This window comes from Erwinia sp. BNK-24-b, assembly GCF_047456155.1.
In the GTDB taxonomy this organism is placed as follows: Bacteria; Pseudomonadota; Gammaproteobacteria; order Enterobacterales; family Enterobacteriaceae; genus Erwinia; species Erwinia phyllosphaerae.
In genome coordinates this window covers 3,444,550-3,459,705 of sequence record NZ_CP179901.1, presented here as the reverse complement: position 1 = coordinate 3,459,705, position 15,156 = coordinate 3,444,550, and the positions used below count along the sequence as shown (strand labels likewise).

The 15,156-nt window shown below is 55.6% G+C and carries 14 protein-coding genes and 1 other annotated feature; of the genes, 8 read left to right on the top strand and 6 right to left on the bottom strand.

All coding sequences use genetic code 11. The features are described 5' to 3' along the window. Positions 1-3 precede the first annotated feature (3 nt). Entirely contained in the window at positions 4-1,185 is a 1,182-nt protein-coding gene (locus ACMGGR_RS15830) for an efflux RND transporter periplasmic adaptor subunit (RefSeq protein WP_246758585.1), read from the bottom strand. Positions 1,186-1,326: 141 nt separating this feature from the next. Here ACMGGR_RS15830 and acrR point away from each other — a divergent pair, with 141 nt between their 5' ends. Continuing rightward, positions 1,327-1,968, top strand: a complete 642-nt coding sequence (gene acrR, locus ACMGGR_RS15825; protein WP_246758586.1) for a multidrug efflux transporter transcriptional repressor AcrR — start codon at positions 1,327-1,329, stop codon at positions 1,966-1,968. Here the strand turns inward: acrR and rsmS are convergent. From rsmS to ACMGGR_RS15805, 4 genes are read right to left on the bottom strand one after another with little or no spacing between them, the layout of a single operon-like run. Beyond that, on the bottom strand, positions 1,965-2,132 hold the full coding sequence (gene rsmS / locus ACMGGR_RS15820; RefSeq protein ID WP_246758587.1) for a pleiotropic regulatory protein RsmS: 168 nt from the start codon (positions 2,130-2,132) through the stop codon (positions 1,965-1,967). The genes acrR and rsmS overlap by 4 nt on opposite strands. A 15-nt stretch (positions 2,133-2,147) precedes the next feature. After that, positions 2,148-2,393: a GlsB/YeaQ/YmgE family stress response membrane protein gene (locus tag ACMGGR_RS15815; protein WP_246758589.1), complete on the bottom strand. Its 246-nt coding sequence runs from the start codon at positions 2,391-2,393 to the stop codon at positions 2,148-2,150. A gap of 43 nt (positions 2,394-2,436) precedes the next feature. Continuing rightward, positions 2,437-2,973, bottom strand: coding sequence for a primosomal replication protein PriC (gene priC, locus ACMGGR_RS15810; RefSeq protein ID WP_246758590.1), 537 nt, complete (start codon positions 2,971-2,973; stop codon positions 2,437-2,439). Between the two features lie 36 nt (positions 2,974-3,009). Further along, positions 3,010-3,156: a hypothetical protein gene (locus ACMGGR_RS15805; protein WP_246758591.1), complete on the bottom strand. Its 147-nt coding sequence runs from the start codon at positions 3,154-3,156 to the stop codon at positions 3,010-3,012. A gap of 86 nt (positions 3,157-3,242) precedes the next feature. On the opposite strand from ACMGGR_RS15805, the gene apt reads away from it, so the two are divergent. Continuing rightward, entirely contained in the window at positions 3,243-3,794 is a 552-nt protein-coding gene (apt, locus tag ACMGGR_RS15800) for an adenine phosphoribosyltransferase (protein WP_246758592.1), read from the top strand. A gap of 41 nt (positions 3,795-3,835) precedes the next feature. Here apt and ACMGGR_RS15795 read toward each other — a convergent pair whose 3' ends face one another. After that, a complete protein-coding gene (locus ACMGGR_RS15795; RefSeq protein WP_414147307.1) occupies positions 3,836-7,357 on the bottom strand; it encodes a hypothetical protein in 3,522 nt (1,173 codons plus the stop codon). Positions 7,358-7,907: 550 nt separating this feature from the next. Between ACMGGR_RS15795 and dnaX the strand changes: the two genes are divergently transcribed. From dnaX to hemH, 6 genes are all read left to right on the top strand, one after another. Beyond that, complete coding sequence (dnaX, locus tag ACMGGR_RS15790; RefSeq protein ID WP_414147306.1) at positions 7,908-9,947, top strand: DNA polymerase III subunit gamma/tau; 2,040 nt, start codon at positions 7,908-7,910, stop codon at positions 9,945-9,947. Continuing rightward, positions 9,292-9,353 (top strand) — a sequence feature (DnaX frameshifting element). Its footprint overlaps the gene before it by 62 nt. A gap of 54 nt (positions 9,948-10,001) precedes the next feature. Beyond that, positions 10,002-10,331 carry a YbaB/EbfC family nucleoid-associated protein gene (locus ACMGGR_RS15785; protein WP_246758597.1) on the top strand — a complete coding sequence of 110 codons (330 nt, stop codon included), beginning with the start codon at positions 10,002-10,004 and terminating at the stop codon, positions 10,329-10,331. Beyond that, on the top strand, positions 10,331-10,936 hold the full coding sequence (gene recR, locus ACMGGR_RS15780; protein ID WP_246758598.1) for a recombination mediator RecR: 606 nt from the start codon (positions 10,331-10,333) through the stop codon (positions 10,934-10,936). Before ACMGGR_RS15785 ends, recR begins: the two co-directional genes overlap by 1 nt. Positions 10,937-11,026: 90 nt before the next feature. Then, the gene (gene htpG / locus ACMGGR_RS15775; RefSeq protein ID WP_414147305.1) at positions 11,027-12,901 is read left to right on the top strand and encodes a molecular chaperone HtpG; all 1,875 of its coding nucleotides are present in this window, start codon (positions 11,027-11,029) and stop codon (positions 12,899-12,901) included. Between the two features lie 473 nt (positions 12,902-13,374). Then, positions 13,375-14,019, top strand: a complete 645-nt coding sequence (gene adk / locus ACMGGR_RS15770; protein ID WP_246758602.1) for an adenylate kinase — start codon at positions 13,375-13,377, stop codon at positions 14,017-14,019. Positions 14,020-14,134: 115 nt separating this feature from the next. Next, complete coding sequence (gene hemH, locus ACMGGR_RS15765) at positions 14,135-15,094, top strand: ferrochelatase (RefSeq protein ID WP_414147304.1); 960 nt, start codon at positions 14,135-14,137, stop codon at positions 15,092-15,094. Positions 15,095-15,156: the final 62 nt, after the last annotated feature.

The window sequence follows — 15,156 nt, the reverse complement described above, 5'->3', positions numbered from 1 at the left end:
TGTTTAAGACTGCGGTTGTTGCTGCGTTTTGGTCACGTCGTCGGCGCTCACTTCCTGCGGAGTCACAGTGGCGCCTGCTTTGGCTCGCTGTACACCCGTGGTGATGACACGGTCGCCATCTTTAAGGCCCGCGGTAACCAGCCACTTATCGCCGATAGCCTGTTCGGTGGTCAGATTGCGCGACTCAACCTTGTTGTCTGCACCCACTACCATCGCGGTCGCCTGACCGGTAGGCGTGCGGGTTACCGCCTGCTGTGGTACTAACAGCGCGGAAGGATTGGTCCCTTCTTCCAGACGAGCGCGTACAAACATCCCCGGCAGTAAAGAGTGATCCGGATTAGGGAACACGGCGCGCAGGGTGATAGAGCCGGTGGTCTCGTCCACGGTGACATCGGAGAATTCCAATGTTCCCGTTTGCGCAAACTCGCTACCATCCTGTAATAGCAGTTTTACCTGAGCTTTACCGTCGGTTTGCTGCAGCTTGCCAGAGTTCAGCTCCTGACGCAGACGCATAAAGTCTTCACTGGATTGCGTAACGTCAACGTAAATAGGATCGAGCTGCTGAACTGTGGCCAGGGCAGTGGTCTGGCCGCTCTGCACCAGCGCGCCTTCGGTCACGGCAGATTTGCCAATACGACCGCTGATAGGCGAAATCACCTTGGTATAGGCAAGGTTGATACGCGCGGTTTCTACGCTGGCTTTTGCTACCTGCACCGCGGCGGCGGTCTGGCTTTGCGTGGCGGCAGCGTTATCGTAATCCTGCTGGCTGATATATTTGGTGCCCATCAGCGGCTTGTAGCGTTTCACGGTCACGGCGGCAATTTGTGCGTTCGCCACGGCCTGAGCTAAATCGCCTTTGGCGCTGTCATAGGCTGCCTGGTAAGGGGCAGGGTCGATCTGGTAAAGAGACTGACCTGCCTTAACATCGCTACCTTCTACAAAGTTACGTTTCAGAATAATGCCCGAAACCTGCGGGCGAACTTCTGCAACCCGGAAAGAAGAGGTACGGCCTGGAAGATCGGTAGTTATTTTCAGCGGAGTGCTTTTTAATGTAAGCACGCCCACTTCTGGCGCTTTCTGCTGACCGCCTTGCTGTGCTTCCTTATTGTCACATCCTGTTAGCACCAGGCTGCCTGAAAGCATCAGAACGGCCGCCAGAGGCGTTAACCCTCTGTTTTTGTTCATAAATAAACCTCGAGTGTCCGATATCGATTGTTCAATGGGTCTTAACCCAATAAACCCATTGCTGCGTTTAAATTATGGTCGTGCTATGGTACATACATTCGCAAATGTATGTAAGTCTACTCTGGTTGTTAACATCACCCTATGGCACGAAAAACCAAACAGCAGGCGCTGGAAACGCGCCATCACATCCTTGATGCCGCTATTACAAGGTTTTCCGAACACGGCGTGGCGAAAACGTCTCTGGCTGATATTGCCACGGCTGCCGGGGTAACGCGCGGTGCTATTTACTGGCATTTCAGAAACAAAACTGACTTACTTAATGAAATTTGGGCTCAGTCTGAATCCGGGCTGGAAAACGTAGAGCTTGAGTATCAATTAAAATACCCTGGCGATCCACTCTCAGTTTTACGCGCCATGCTTATCTATGTCCTTGAAGCAACAGTAAGGGATACGCGTCGACGCGCGCTTATGGAAATTATTTTCCACAAGTGCGAATTTGTCGGGGAAATGGCCACTCTGCAGATGCTCCAGCAAACGCTTTATCTGGAGTGTTATGACAAAATAGAAGATGTCCTGCGTCAGTGTATCGCGGCAGGGCAGATACCCGGGAAGCTGAACACACGCTGCGCGGCTGTCGTCATGCGGGGTTATATCACGGGCCTTATGGAAAACTGGCTGTTTATGCCTGAGAGTTTCGATCTGGCGGCAGATGCGCCGCAGCTGGTCGACGTCGTGCTGGACATGCTGCAGCATAGCCAGGCGCTGCGCACGACTGCGGGTTAACCAGAGAGGCTACTCTCTTTTTCGCGGCTGACTTTCTGTTCAAAATCTTTTTGTACAATAGCTAAAGCGTCCAGCACCGTTTGTGGCGCAATCTTGTTCTCTTCCAGCAGCATGATTAAATCCACGGCCAGCTTAATTTCTTCAGGGGCACTTTCCAGCGACATAGCGTTCTCCGGGCGTTAGATCTTTAATTTTTTTACCACCAGCACCATCAGCAGCGCGCCAGCCAGGGCAATCAGTAGCGCTCTGGGTTCGATAGCGGCCAGCGTACCATAATCGAAAAAGACGCTGATATAGCCGCCGATCAATGCGCCAACCACGGCCAGTACCAGCGTCGCCACCAGGCCGCCGGGACGGCCGGGAAAGAAGTAGCGGCTGGCGAAACCCGTTACCAGCCCCATGATTATCCAGGAGAGCAATCCCATTGTTTATCTCCAGCCAGTTTTATTCGCAAGTATAGCAACGGCATCAAACGTAGCGCTCACGATTTTCGATAGCGCGTTCAATACGCTTTAGCGCCTGCAAACAGCGCTGTAGGCGCCCCTCAAGCGCGGCAATTTCACGCTGCAGGGTTTGCTGCTGCGCCAGCGTTTCCTGACGGGCCAGCTGGCTTTCCCTGTCGGCTACCATCGCCCGCAGACGTCGTTCATAGTCCTGATGTTTGGCCAGCTTTTCATAAAGATTTTCCTGTTCAGGCTCCGGCTGGGTTTCGCTGCTGCGCAGTTTTAACGTCGCCAGCTCGCGCTGCAATGCGCTTATTTGCAGCACGACACGTTCAGCCATCCAGGCAACGCGTTCCGTCCGCTGCCCGTTTACGCTCTGCGTTAACAAGGCCAGACTTTGCCGCACTTCCAGTAAATAATCGCCCAGCCGTGTAGTATGACAATGGAAAAGCTGACTATCAAAACGCGCTTTTGGGGTGCGCTTATTAGCGTGCGGCGCGATAGCCTGCGCCAGCTCTTCCAGTTTTTCTGCCAGCTGCGCCAGCAAATTGGCACTTTTCATTTTTTCTCTCCGCGAGGAATCGTGCCTATAATACGCTTAATTCACCTTATCTGTGTTCTGACGCGCTTTCTTATGCTTCACAACGAGGGCGATATGCGCAACAAAAGCGCTGAATTGCTTTCCAGCGGTTGCAATTGTCGGACAATTTGCATAGATTTGGTCGCTTTCGTGCGTGGCTTCCATCCGGACACTTCTGTTTTGCTCTGCGAATTTCTTCGTAAGGGCATAAAGCCGCGCGAGTCAGATTTGTATTTACCAGGCATAACACTATGACCGCGACTGCGCAGCAGCTTGAATTTATTAAAAACAGTATCAAAAGCATTGAGGATTATCCTAAGCCAGGCATTCTGTTCCGTGACGTAACCAGCCTGCTGGAAGATCCAAAAGCCTATGCACTCAGTATTGAACTGTTGGTTGAACGCTATCGTGATGTCGGTATTACTAAAGTAGTGGGTACCGAAGCGCGCGGCTTCCTGTTTGGCGCACCGGTTGCTCTGGCGCTGGGCGTTGGCTTTGTGCCGGTACGCAAGCCGGGCAAGCTGCCACGGAAAACGTTTTCTGAAAGCTACGAGCTGGAATACGGCACGGATTGTCTGGAGCTGCATTGCGATGCGATCGGCCCGGACGACAAAGTGCTGGTGGTGGATGATTTGTTGGCGACGGGCGGTACGATAGAAGCGACCGCTAAGCTGATCCGCCGTGCGGGTGGTGAAGTGAAAGATGCGGCGTTTATTATCAACCTGTTCGACCTGAGCGGTGAAGCACGTCTGAATGCGATGGGATTAACCTGCTTTAGCCTGGTTAATTTCCCGGGCCATTAAGCCCGAGGATAAAAAAAGGCCGGCGTTTGCCGGCCTTTTTTTTAGAACTTCACGTTGAATGAAGCAGAAACGGCCTGAGAAACCTCATGCGAAGAGGTCTGTACGCCGTAATGCAGCCCATAAGTCAGGCTCTCTTTCTGTAGCAAAATACCGGCGCTGGCGTTCAAAGCCGAACCGTCGGCAATCCGCGCCTCGCTCCAGGCTGAACCGCTAACGTCCGCCATCGTCACCTTCGTTCCGCTGGTTTTATCACCGACGTTAACAATCCACGAAAGATCCGCTTTAGGTTTCAGCGTATAACCCGATTTGGTTTTAAATTCCCGTCCCACGCTGACGCCAACCGGCACTGACCACAGCGCTGCTGAACTGCTGGCATTGCTGAACAGCGTTTTTTTATTGCTTTTAGCCTTAAAGTCGTCGGTTTTGAGCGAGGTATAGCGAAGGCCAATATGCGGCATTACGTCCAGATAGCGAGTGGGAAACAGATACTCTGCCGTCAGGCCGCCGTTGATAATTGTGGACTTTGCCTTGCCGGATATTTTCGAATAGCCGTAGGCAGGCAGCGATTGCGTCATCTCATGGTTCGCACGTGAATAGTTTACATCGGCCATCAGGTTCCAGTTATTGTTTAACCAGCTGCCGTACAGCGAGCCGCCCCAGAAATCGAGATCGTTCTTCACGGGATAAAGATTACCGCTTGCTCTGCTTTTTCCTTTGCCGATATTCAGCGCGCCGCCGGTTTTCAGCAGCGCGTCGTATTTAGTAATCAGCGTATCTTCCGCGCCGATAAAAATGCCGCTCAGCCAGGTTTTCGTTCTGGCGTTAAAACCGCCAGCGTTATAGCCTTTTAGCGCCGCATTGTTATAAAGCAGCGACGTCCACAGATTGAACCCTTCTTCCCGGGGCGTTCCTGCAAAAAAATGCTCGCTCTGTGAATAGTGCTGCGAAATAGCTCTGGTTGTTGCGGTCATTACCTGATAACTGGTGCCGGCCACGTTGGCGACAGAGGCAAAGTTGATCGCAGATTCCATAATGCGAGCGGCAGTGGTGGCATCGCTGACGTAGCGAACATCCGTTGTCTGGGAAAGAAAGCGCTGTGCGGCGTTGTCTGATGCGGTATTAATGCCAATCTGGCTGCTCATCGCGTTAAGCAGCCTGACCGAGCGAGCGGACATTTTTGGCATCGTCTTAGCGATATCGGCGTTGCCGAGCGTCAGCAGCGTGCCTTCCGTACCGGCAGAAGATGTTGCGGTCAGCAACCGGTTGGACGTGTTGATACTGCTTTGCGCCCAGGCTGGTGCCGCCTGCGTTGTGCCGCCTGCGCCCGCTACGGCGATAAAACTTTCTCCTGCGGTTACGCCATCATCCGTCAGCACCAGCAGTCTGGCATCTGAAGCAATTTGCGCACTGCCCATCGCCAGCGCAGGATTCCCGGATTCAATATAAGATCGAGCATCGATCACCGTTAGCGATGAGGATCCCAAGCCCCAGGTGGCATCATTACCGCCGATCCGCCATGAAAGATCGCTGCTGGAAAGATCGAGCGTCGTGTTGCCGCTCAGAATCAGCTTACCGTTCCAGGTTACCTGTTGCGCTTGCTGCAAAAGCGCCACGCTTTCCTGCCAGCTGTTAGCGTTCAGCTCGTTTGAACCGAAAATCAGCGTGCCGTCGCCGCTTACGGCCAGCGTGCCCTGATTGGCTTCCAGCGTCTGGCTGGCAAAAGTGCCGCCGCTAACCATCAGGCTGCCGCTGTTCAGCTCGGTAGCGCCAGACTGAAAAATACCGCCGCTCTGGAGATACTGACTTTCCGCCGTTGACGTTACGCCCGTTAGCGCGCCCCATACCGTGGCTGTACCAATCTTCAGCGTGCCTGCCGTAAAGGTGCCGCCTCTGATCTCCAGCAGTCCGGCACCGCCTGTCCCCGCAGTTTGCGCAAAAGCGCTGCTGTTTAAAACGCCGTCGTGGCCGCCATTTTCTCCACCTAACTGCACGGTGCCGCCAATCTGGCCGCTGCCGCCAGTAAAAATAGCTATACCTTTACCGCCATTACCCGCCTGGCCGCCGTTTCCCGCTCGGCCTCTGACACCCTGGCCAGTACCGCCATCACCGGCATCGCCGCCCCGGCCTCCCAGCTGAAGGTGGCCGCTGTTGGTCACTTTGCCGCTGTTGAACCATAGCGTGCCTGTAGCCCCATCTGACCCATCACCGCCGTTACCAACAGCCGCACTGCCCTGAAGGGAGCCGCCATTACCGCCATGGCCGCCGTTACCGCCATGGCCGCCGTTACCGCCAATTTGCATTGAAAACAGGGTGAGGGTGGTGTTGTCGATGTTAAGCGTACCCGCGCCCGCTATGCCGCCGTTTCCTGCTATTCCTCCTTTGCCGCCGGAGCCGCTTTTACCTGCGGCGGCCATACTGTCGACGACGCCAGCTTTCCCGTTACCGCCACTGCTGCCACCGTCACCGCCATTTGCGCCGCTGGCACCGATAGCCACAGATCTGGCATTTAAAATAGTGTTATTGAGCGTCAGCGTTCCCTCGCCCCCGTTGCCCCCGTTAGCGCCGTTGCCGCCATCGCCGCCTCGACCCCCCGCGCCGCCCTGGCCGCTATTGCCCGTTTCGCCGGTAATATTAGTTTCACTGTTAGTACTGGCGGTTCTTCCTGCATCACCGCCGTTGCCGCCGCTGCCGCCATGCCCGCCGTTCGATCCGTGGCTTGCCGCCCCGCCAATCGTCAAAGCATTTTGTACGTTCAGCGTTGTATTGCTGAGCAGTAAAACCCCGTCACCGCCATTGCCACCGGCCGCACCATTGCCCCCGCGTCCTCCCTGACCAGCGTCACCGCCGTTCCCGCCGTTACCCGGAAGGCCAGCAGCGGCCTGTACGCCATGCAAACCCGCTTCGCCACCGCTGTTGCCCGCGCCGCCGTTGCCTCCCGACTGGCCATTTTGGCCATTGCTGGCACTGCCGCCCGCGCCGCCGACCACCAGCTTCGTAGTGGTAAACGTACTTTGGCTGACGGTCAGGCTGCCATCGCCACCCGCTGCGCCGCTGCCGCCATTGCCACCGCTGGCACCGTCGCCGCCCGTGCCGCCGTTGCCGCCGTTACCCCCATCGCCGCCGCTTCCGGAAGTGCCGCCGTTACCGCCGTTGCCGCCTTTGCCACCGTTGCCGCCGCTGGAACCGCTGGAGGCTTCACCCGCCGTACCGCCTTCGCCGCCGTCAGCACCAATTTGCAATAGCCCTGATTGACCTTTGACGTTGCGTAGGGAAGAAGCGGTGGCGGAAGCAGCCGTACCCGCCACCCCATCAACGCCTGCTGAGCCGCTGGCTGCATGACTTCCATCAATGCCGCTGTTGCCATTGCTGGCGTTGTTGCTTCCTGCCGCTCTGGCTCCATCGCCGCCGTTGCTGCCGTTACCCGCGCCACCAGGCTGGCTGGCCATACCACCGTTGCCGCCGCTACCGCCCTGAGTACCGACAGTAATATTTTCTGCTGCCCGGCTTATATTGATACAGGCCAGCGCGGGCAGGGTCATTATCGCCAGCGCGTTAAGAGTCATTATTAAATTATGTTTGTTTCCCGCAGCGGGGACTTTCAAGGGCGTCTTATTGTCCTTAATTTTCATTTTATCAATCCATTAATTTCAGCTTAACAAGGGGAATAATCACACCGTGATACTTATTTTATAAAGTATATTATTCTCAATAACTTAAATTAAAAATAAGGTTGTCTGTTGCTATTGAATTACCTCCTATTGCTGGTTGACTTTTCTGATTCTTCTTAAGGGTTTTGTTATTAAATACTCTGGTGTGCTGCCAGTAAATTAATTTTATAATTTTAGGAGTATTGACTGGTTTTTTATTTATTTGTCATCATTTAATGATTAGGAGAAATTTACGGCGCGGCCCCCAGGTATTTTTTCTTAAACAAACCAGATATCCTTTTTTAGCCTGTGCGCCATCGGGAGATTTACCGGGCGGTTTTACGCAAAATAACAGGAATGACGTGGACTGTACTGGTACACTGTGCGGGTAATCTGAAACGAGGCTAAACCACGGGTTAACGGTGTTTAGATTAATTATCCTTTATAAATCAATGATGAAGCACTAATGAGCTATCAGGTACTGGCCCGCAAGTGGCGTCCCCAGGCATTTAGTGATGTGGTCGGTCAGGAGCACGTTTTGACCGCGTTGGCCAACGGGCTGTCGCTTGGCCGCATCCATCACGCCTACCTTTTTTCCGGCACCCGGGGTGTAGGAAAAACCACTATTGCCCGCCTCCTGGCGAAAGGCCTTAACTGCGAAACCGGCATCACCGCCACGCCTTGTGGCAAGTGCGACAACTGCCGGGAAATTGAACAAGGGCGCTTTGTCGATCTGATTGAAATCGATGCGGCCTCGCGAACCAAGGTTGAGGATACGCGCGATCTGCTGGATAACGTGCAGTATGCTCCCGCGCGCGGTCGCTTTAAGGTTTACCTGATCGATGAAGTGCACATGCTTTCCCGCCACAGCTTTAACGCGCTGTTGAAAACGCTGGAAGAGCCGCCCGAGCACGTCAAATTTCTGCTGGCGACGACCGATCCGCAAAAGCTGCCGGTGACTATTCTGTCACGCTGCCTGCAGTTTCATCTGAAGGCGCTCGACGTCGGGCAAATTCGCGGTCAGCTGGAACATGTACTGAATGAAGAGCAGATCGAGGCCGAAACGCGCGCGCTCCAGCTGCTGGCAAGGTCCGCCGACGGCAGCATGCGCGACGCGTTAAGCCTGACCGATCAGGCTATCGCCATGGGGCAGGGCAAGGTCACCACCGAGGCCGTCAGCAGTATGCTCGGCACGCTCGATGACGAGCAGCCGCTGGCGCTGGTTGAAGCGCTGGTCAACGCCGAGGGCGAACAGGTGATGTCGCTGCTTAACCAGGCGGCTTCCAGAGGCGTTGAATGGGAAGCGCTGCTGGTAGAAATGCTGACGCTGCTGCACCGCGTGGCGATGATCCAGCTTCTGCCTTCCGCGCTGGACGAAGAGTTCGCCAGTATTGAGCAGCGGCTACGCGAGCTGGCTCGCGTGTTGCCGCCCGCTGACGTGCAGCTCTATTACCAGACGCTGCTGGTGGGACGGAAAGAATTGCCGCTGGCGCCGGATCGCCGAATGGGCGTTGAGATGACGCTGCTGCGTGCGCTGGCCTTTCATCCTAAACAGGTGATTGCCGAGCCGGTAGCGCGTCCTGCAATGGTGCCGCAGGCGCATTCACAGCCGCAGCCTCAGATGCAGCCTCAGATGCAGCCGCATTCACAGCAGCCTCAGGCGCAGGTAAGGCAGCAGCAACCTCAGCCGCAGGCACAGCAGGAAATGCAGCGGCCACAAAGTGCGCCGCCGCCAGAGCCGAATCCGGTCCCGCCAGCGGGAGCAGCGCCGGTGCATACCGTTCAGGATGCCGCACCGCTCCCCGACGCCACCAGCCAGCTGCTGCAGGCGCGAACGCAGCTAATGCGCCAGCAGGGAGCGACCAAACTAAAAAAGAGTGAGCCGGCAGCGCCCAATGCGCGGCCGGCAGGCTCGGCGCTGGAGCGGCTGGCGGCCGTTACCGAGCGTGGTCAGAAACGGCAAAGCGCCGTGGTTGCCGCTGAGCCGGTAAAACCTGAAGCATACCGCTGGAAAGCGCAAACGGTAGAGGTCAAGCCCGAGCCGGTCGCCACGCCAAAAGCGCTGCGTTCAGCGTTAGAACACGAGAAAACGCCTGAGCTGATGGCCAAGCTGACCATTGAATCCCAGCAGCGTGACGCCTGGGCGGCCGAGATAGCCGCGCTGACGTTGCCTAAGCTGGTACAGCAGCTGGCGCTGAATGCCTGGAAAGAGCAGACGGAGAACGGTTTCTGCCTGCATCTGCGTTCCAGCCAGCGGCACCTTAATTCCCCTTCGGCGCAAAAAGCGCTGAGCGAGGCGTTAAGTGCAGCGGCGGGCCAGACGGTTGAACTCACGCTGATTGAAGACGATAATCCGGCGGTGTTAACGCCGCTGGAATGGCGGCAGAAAATTTACGAAGAAAAACTGGCGCAGGCGCGTCAGTCGATTATCGCGGATAATCATATTCAGACGCTGCGTCGTTTCTTTGACGCCGATGTGGATGAAGAGAGTATCCGCCCCCTTTGAAACGCTGCACCTGCGCTCCGGCGCGCGTGCGGCCCTTCTTAAAGAGAGAGAACTATGTTTGGAAAAGCCGGACTGGGTAACCTGATGAAGCAGGCCCAGCAAATGCAGGACAAAATGGCGCAGGTACAGGAAGAGATCGCGGCGATGGAAGTGACCGGCGAATCAGGCGCAGGCCTGGTAAAAGTCACCATCAACGGCGCACACAACTGTAAGCGCGTGGAAGTCGATCCCAGCCTGCTGGAAGACGACAAAGATATGCTGGAAGATCTGGTCGCTGCGGCATTCAACGATGCGGCTCGTCGCGTAGCGGAAGCGCAGAAAGACAAGATGGCTGCGGTTTCCAGCGGTATGCAGCTGCCGCCTGGCTTTAAGATGCCGTTCTGATGCAAACCAGCCCGCTCCTTGAAAGCCTGATGGAGTCGCTGCGCTGCCTGCCCGGTGTAGGGCCCAAGTCGGCACAGCGCATGGCGTTTCAGCTGCTGCAGCGCGATCGCAGCGGCGGAATGCGTCTGGCGCAGGCGCTGACCCGAGCCATGTCGGAAATTGGCCACTGTGCCGATTGCCGTACTTTTACCGAGCAGGAAATCTGCACCATCTGCGCCAATTCCCGGCGGCAGCAAACCGGTTTGATCTGCGTGGTGGAAAGCCCTGCCGACATCCATGCCATTGAGCAAACCGGGCAGTTTGCCGGCCGCTACTTTGTGCTGATGGGGCATCTTTCACCACTGGACGGCATTGGCCCGAACGATATCGGTCTGGACCGGCTGGAACAGAGGCTGGAAAAAGAGTCGATTCAGGAAGTTATTCTGGCGACCAATCCAACGGTAGAAGGAGAAGCGACCGCCAACTATATCGCCGAACTGTGCGGGCAATATGGCGTTGACGCCAGCCGCATCGCGCACGGCGTACCGGTTGGCGGCGAGCTGGAAATGGTCGACGGCACCACGCTGTCGCACTCTCTGGCCGGGCGCCATAAGATTAAATTTTAACTATTTAACGGCACGATCCGTCGTGCCGCCTTGAATTTTTCCCCGCTGTCCCCATTCTACTTCTCAACGTAAACCAGTTATGAGGTAGCAATGACCATGAAAGGACAAGAGACGCGTGGCTTCCAGTCAGAGGTAAAACAGCTTCTGCACCTGATGATCCATTCCCTCTATTCAAATAAAGAAATCTTCCTGCGTGAACTGATCTCCAATGCCTCCGATGCGGCCGACAAGCTGCGCTTCCGCGCGCTTTCCACGCCGGATCTCTATCAGGGCGACGGCGATTTGCGGGTTCGTGTTTCTGTTGATAAGGAAAATCGTACGCTGACGCTGAGCGATAACGGCATCGGCATGACGCGAGACGAAGTCATTGAAAACCTGGGAACCATCGCTAAATCCGGCACCAAATCTTTCCTGGAATCGATGGGCTCTGACCAGGCAAAAGATAGCCAGCTGATCGGTCAGTTCGGCGTCGGTTTCTATTCCGCATTTATCGTGGCGGATAAGGTTTCCGTACGTACCCGCGCAGCCGGAGCCAGCGCCGAAGAGGGCGTGTTCTGGGAATCTGCCGGTGAAGGCGAATACACCATCGCCGATATAAATAAAGAAGATCGCGGAACGGAAATCACGCTGCATCTGCGTGAAGGCGAAGATGAGTTCCTGGACGCCTGGCGCGTGCGCAGTATTATCAGCAAATACTCCGACCATATCGCGCTGCCGGTAGAAATCGAAGAGCACAACGAAGAAGAAAAAACTTCCAGCTGGGAAAAAATCAACAAGGCGCAGGCATTGTGGACGCGCAACAAGTCCGAAATCAGCGACGACGAGTACAAAGAATTTTATAAGCACGTTTCCCACGACTTTGCCGATCCGCTGACCTGGAGCCACAACCGTGTGGAAGGTAAGCAGGAATACACCAGCCTGCTTTATATCCCTTCCCAGGCGCCGTGGGATATGTGGAACCGCGATCATAAACACGGGCTGAAGCTGTACGTACAGCGCGTATTTATCATGGATGACGCCGAGCAGTTCATGCCGAACTACCTGCGCTTCGTTCGTGGCCTGATAGACTCGAGCGATCTGCCGCTGAACGTCTCGCGTGAAATCCTGCAGGACAGCCGCATTACCCAGAATCTGCGTAACGCGCTGAGTAAGCGCGCGCTGCAAATGCTGGAAAAAGTGGCGAAGGATGACGAAGAGCAATACCAGAAATTCTGGCAGCAGTTTGGTCTGGTGTTGAAAGAGGGCCCGGCTGAAGACAGCGCCAACAAAGAAACCATCGCTAAGCTGTTACGCTTTGCTTCGACCAGCAGCGAAGGTGCCGCGCAGACCGTGTCGCTGGAAGATTACGTCAGTCGCATGGTGGAAGGGCAGGATAAAATTTACTACATCACTGCCGACAGCTACGCCGCCGCGAAAAGCAGCCCGCATCTGGAGCTGTTCCGTAAAAAAGGCATCGAGGTGCTGCTGCTTTCCGATCGCATCGATGAATGGATGATGAGCTATCTGACCGAGTTCGACGGTAAAACCTTCCAGTCCGTCAGCAAAGCAGACGAAGCGTTAAGCAAGCTGGCCGATGAAGAGAGCGAAGAGCAGAAGGAAGCAGAGAAAGCGCTGGAGCCTTTTGTTGACCGCGTGAAAACGCTGCTGGGCGAGCGCGTGAAGGATGTGCGTCTGACGCACCGCCTGACCGATACGCCAGCAATTGTGACCACGGATGCTAACGAAATGAGCACGCAGATGGCGAAGCTGTTTGCTGCGGCTGGCCAGCCGGTGCCGGAAGTAAAATATCTGTTTGAGCTGAATCCGGAACACGCGCTGGTGAAGCGTGCTGCCGATACGCAGGACGAAGCACGTTTTGCCGAGTGGGTAGAACTGCTGCTGGATCAGGCGATGTTTGCCGAGCGCGGTACGCTGGAAGATCCTAACCAGTTTATCCGCCGTATGAACCAGCTGCTGCTGGGCTAAGGCTGCCCGGTTTATTCGCCGTATGAACCAGCTGCTGCCAGGCTAAGGCTGCCCGGTTTATCCGTCGTATGAACCAGCAACTGCCAGGCTAAGGCAGTCAGGAAACGCGCTTTTTACTTCCTTATAGAAAGCGCCCGTTTCTCGAGCCTGCAATTTCGTCACAGCTACAGGGAGCAAACCTTTGCTCCCTGTTTTTATTTCCTCGCCGGTTACTTTCCCCTCACTGACGACCTCACTATGCGTCATCCTGCTACTTAATCGGGTGAAAAAGTCTGAAAACAGGGCTTTCAGGCCGCTGACGCCAGAAACCGCTTAAAGCTGTGCCAGTCATACCGAATTTCCCTTTAGTTACCGGTAACGTCGCGGCCTGCGGACACCGCTAAGCTGCGGGGTTCCTTGTGGATACAGGGTCATAATGGTATGTTCATGCCCTGGATAATTTGATTAAAGCGATTCGCAAGGGGATTTACGCAATGCGTATTATTCTGCTCGGTGCTCCGGGTGCAGGTAAGGGGACTCAGGCTCAGTTTATTATGGAGAAATACGGCATTCCGCAGATCTCCACGGGCGACATGCTGCGTGCGGCAGTAAAAGCCAATAGCGAGCTGGGCCAACAGGCCAAAGAATTGATGGATGCTGGCAAGCTGGTCACTGACGAGCTGGTTATCGCCCTGGTAAAAGAGCGCATCGCTCAGGAAGATTGCCGCAACGGTTTTCTGCTGGACGGCTTCCCACGCACCATTCCTCAGGCAGACGCCATGAAGGAAGCGGGCATTAAAATTGATAACGTGCTGGAATTCGCCGTGCCGGACGAGCTGATCGTCGAGCGTATCGTTGGCCGTCGCGTTCACGCGCCATCCGGCCGCGTTTACCACGTTACCTTCAATCCGCCAAAGGTTGAAGGCAAAGACGACGTGACTGGCGAAGAGCTGACCACGCGTAAAGACGATCAGGAAGAAACCGTGCGTAAGCGCCTGGTGGAATACCATCAGATGACCGCGCCGCTGATTGCTTACTACAGCAAAGAAGCGGAAGCGGGCAACACCGCCTACCACAAAATTGACGGCACGCGTAAAGTGTCTGAAGTCAGCGCCGAACTGGAAAAAATCTTCGGTTAATCCCTTTCCGGGCCGGTAAAAGCCGGCCCTGTTACAGCAATTGGTTTCCCCTCCCTGATTTTCCGCTAGAATGATTCTCGTTTTCATCACCTGAGATGCCAGATAAGGAATAACAATGCGGCAAGATAAACCCGGCGTGCTGCTGGTGAACTTAGGCACGCCTGACGCGCCCACCACGCCTGCTGTAAAACGCTACCTGAAACAGTTCCTCAGCGACAAGCGCGTTGTGGATACGCCACGCTGGCTGTGGTGGCCGATTCTGAACGGCGCGATTTTGCCGATTCGTTCACCGCGCGTCGCCAAACTCTATGCATCGGTCTGGATGGAGGAAGGCTCGCCGCTGATGGTGTTCAGCAAACGCCAGCGCGCAGCGCTGGCGGCAAGGCTGGATATGCCGGTCGAGCTGGGAATGAGCTATGGCAATCCGAGCCTGAAAAGCGCTCTCGACAGCCTGATGGCGCAGGGCGTGACCCGCCTGATCGTGCTGCCGCTTTACCCGCAGTTTTCCTGCTCTACCGTAGCGGCGGTGTGGGACGGCATTACAGAAGTGTTTGCGGGCTATCGCAGCCTGCCTTCGGTACAGTTTATACGCGACTACGCTACTCATCCGGCCTACATTGCAGCCCTGAAAGCTTCGGTTGAACGCTCTTTTGCCGTACACGGCAAGCCGGATCTGCTGGTGATGTCTTTTCACGGCATTCCGCAGCGCTTTGCTGACGAAGGTGACGACTATCCGCTGCGCTGTCGCGAAACCAGCGAGGCACTGATAGCGGCGCTGGGGCTGCGCAGTGACGAAGCGATGCTGACCTTCCAGTCCCGTTTTGGTCGGGAACCGTGGCTGACGCCTTATACCGATGAGACGATGCAGTCGCTGCCGGCAAAAGGTGTCAAGCACGTGCAGATCATGAGTCCCGGCTTTTCCGCCGACTGTCTGGAAACGCTGGAAGAGATCAGCGAGCAGAACTGTGAGTTCTTTATGCACGCGGGCGGCACGAAGTTTGAATACATTCCGGCTTTAAACGATGATGCGTTGCACATTGATATGATGGTCGAACTGGTCAACAGCCAGCGCTAAAAATCAGGGGGTGTGGGCAGCCAGCCCCATCCCTGCTATGATTGCCCGCCTGTATCCCTTCC

Bases quoted from the DNA above. Each gene is read 5' to 3' on its own strand.
- ACMGGR_RS15830 (WP_246758585.1), bottom strand. From the start codon at position 1,185: ATGAACAAAAACAGAGGGTTAACGCCTCTGGCGGCCGTTCTGATGCTT.
- acrR (WP_246758586.1), top strand. From the start codon at position 1,327: ATGGCACGAAAAACCAAACAGCAGGCGCTGGAAACGCGCCATCACATC.
- rsmS (WP_246758587.1), bottom strand. From the start codon at position 2,132: ATGTCGCTGGAAAGTGCCCCTGAAGAAATTAAGCTGGCCGTGGATTTA.
- ACMGGR_RS15815 (WP_246758589.1), bottom strand. From the start codon at position 2,393: ATGGGATTGCTCTCCTGGATAATCATGGGGCTGGTAACGGGTTTCGCC.
- priC (WP_246758590.1), bottom strand. From the start codon at position 2,973: ATGAAAAGTGCCAATTTGCTGGCGCAGCTGGCAGAAAAACTGGAAGAG.
- ACMGGR_RS15805 (WP_246758591.1), bottom strand. From the start codon at position 3,156: ATGGAAGCCACGCACGAAAGCGACCAAATCTATGCAAATTGTCCGACA.
- apt (WP_246758592.1), top strand. From the start codon at position 3,243: ATGACCGCGACTGCGCAGCAGCTTGAATTTATTAAAAACAGTATCAAA.
- ACMGGR_RS15795 (WP_414147307.1), bottom strand. From the start codon at position 7,357: ATGACTCTTAACGCGCTGGCGATAATGACCCTGCCCGCGCTGGCCTGT.
- dnaX (WP_414147306.1), top strand. From the start codon at position 7,908: ATGAGCTATCAGGTACTGGCCCGCAAGTGGCGTCCCCAGGCATTTAGT.
- ACMGGR_RS15785 (WP_246758597.1), top strand. From the start codon at position 10,002: ATGTTTGGAAAAGCCGGACTGGGTAACCTGATGAAGCAGGCCCAGCAA.
- recR (WP_246758598.1), top strand. From the start codon at position 10,331: ATGCAAACCAGCCCGCTCCTTGAAAGCCTGATGGAGTCGCTGCGCTGC.
- htpG (WP_414147305.1), top strand. From the start codon at position 11,027: ATGACCATGAAAGGACAAGAGACGCGTGGCTTCCAGTCAGAGGTAAAA.
- adk (WP_246758602.1), top strand. From the start codon at position 13,375: ATGCGTATTATTCTGCTCGGTGCTCCGGGTGCAGGTAAGGGGACTCAG.
- hemH (WP_414147304.1), top strand. From the start codon at position 14,135: ATGCGGCAAGATAAACCCGGCGTGCTGCTGGTGAACTTAGGCACGCCT.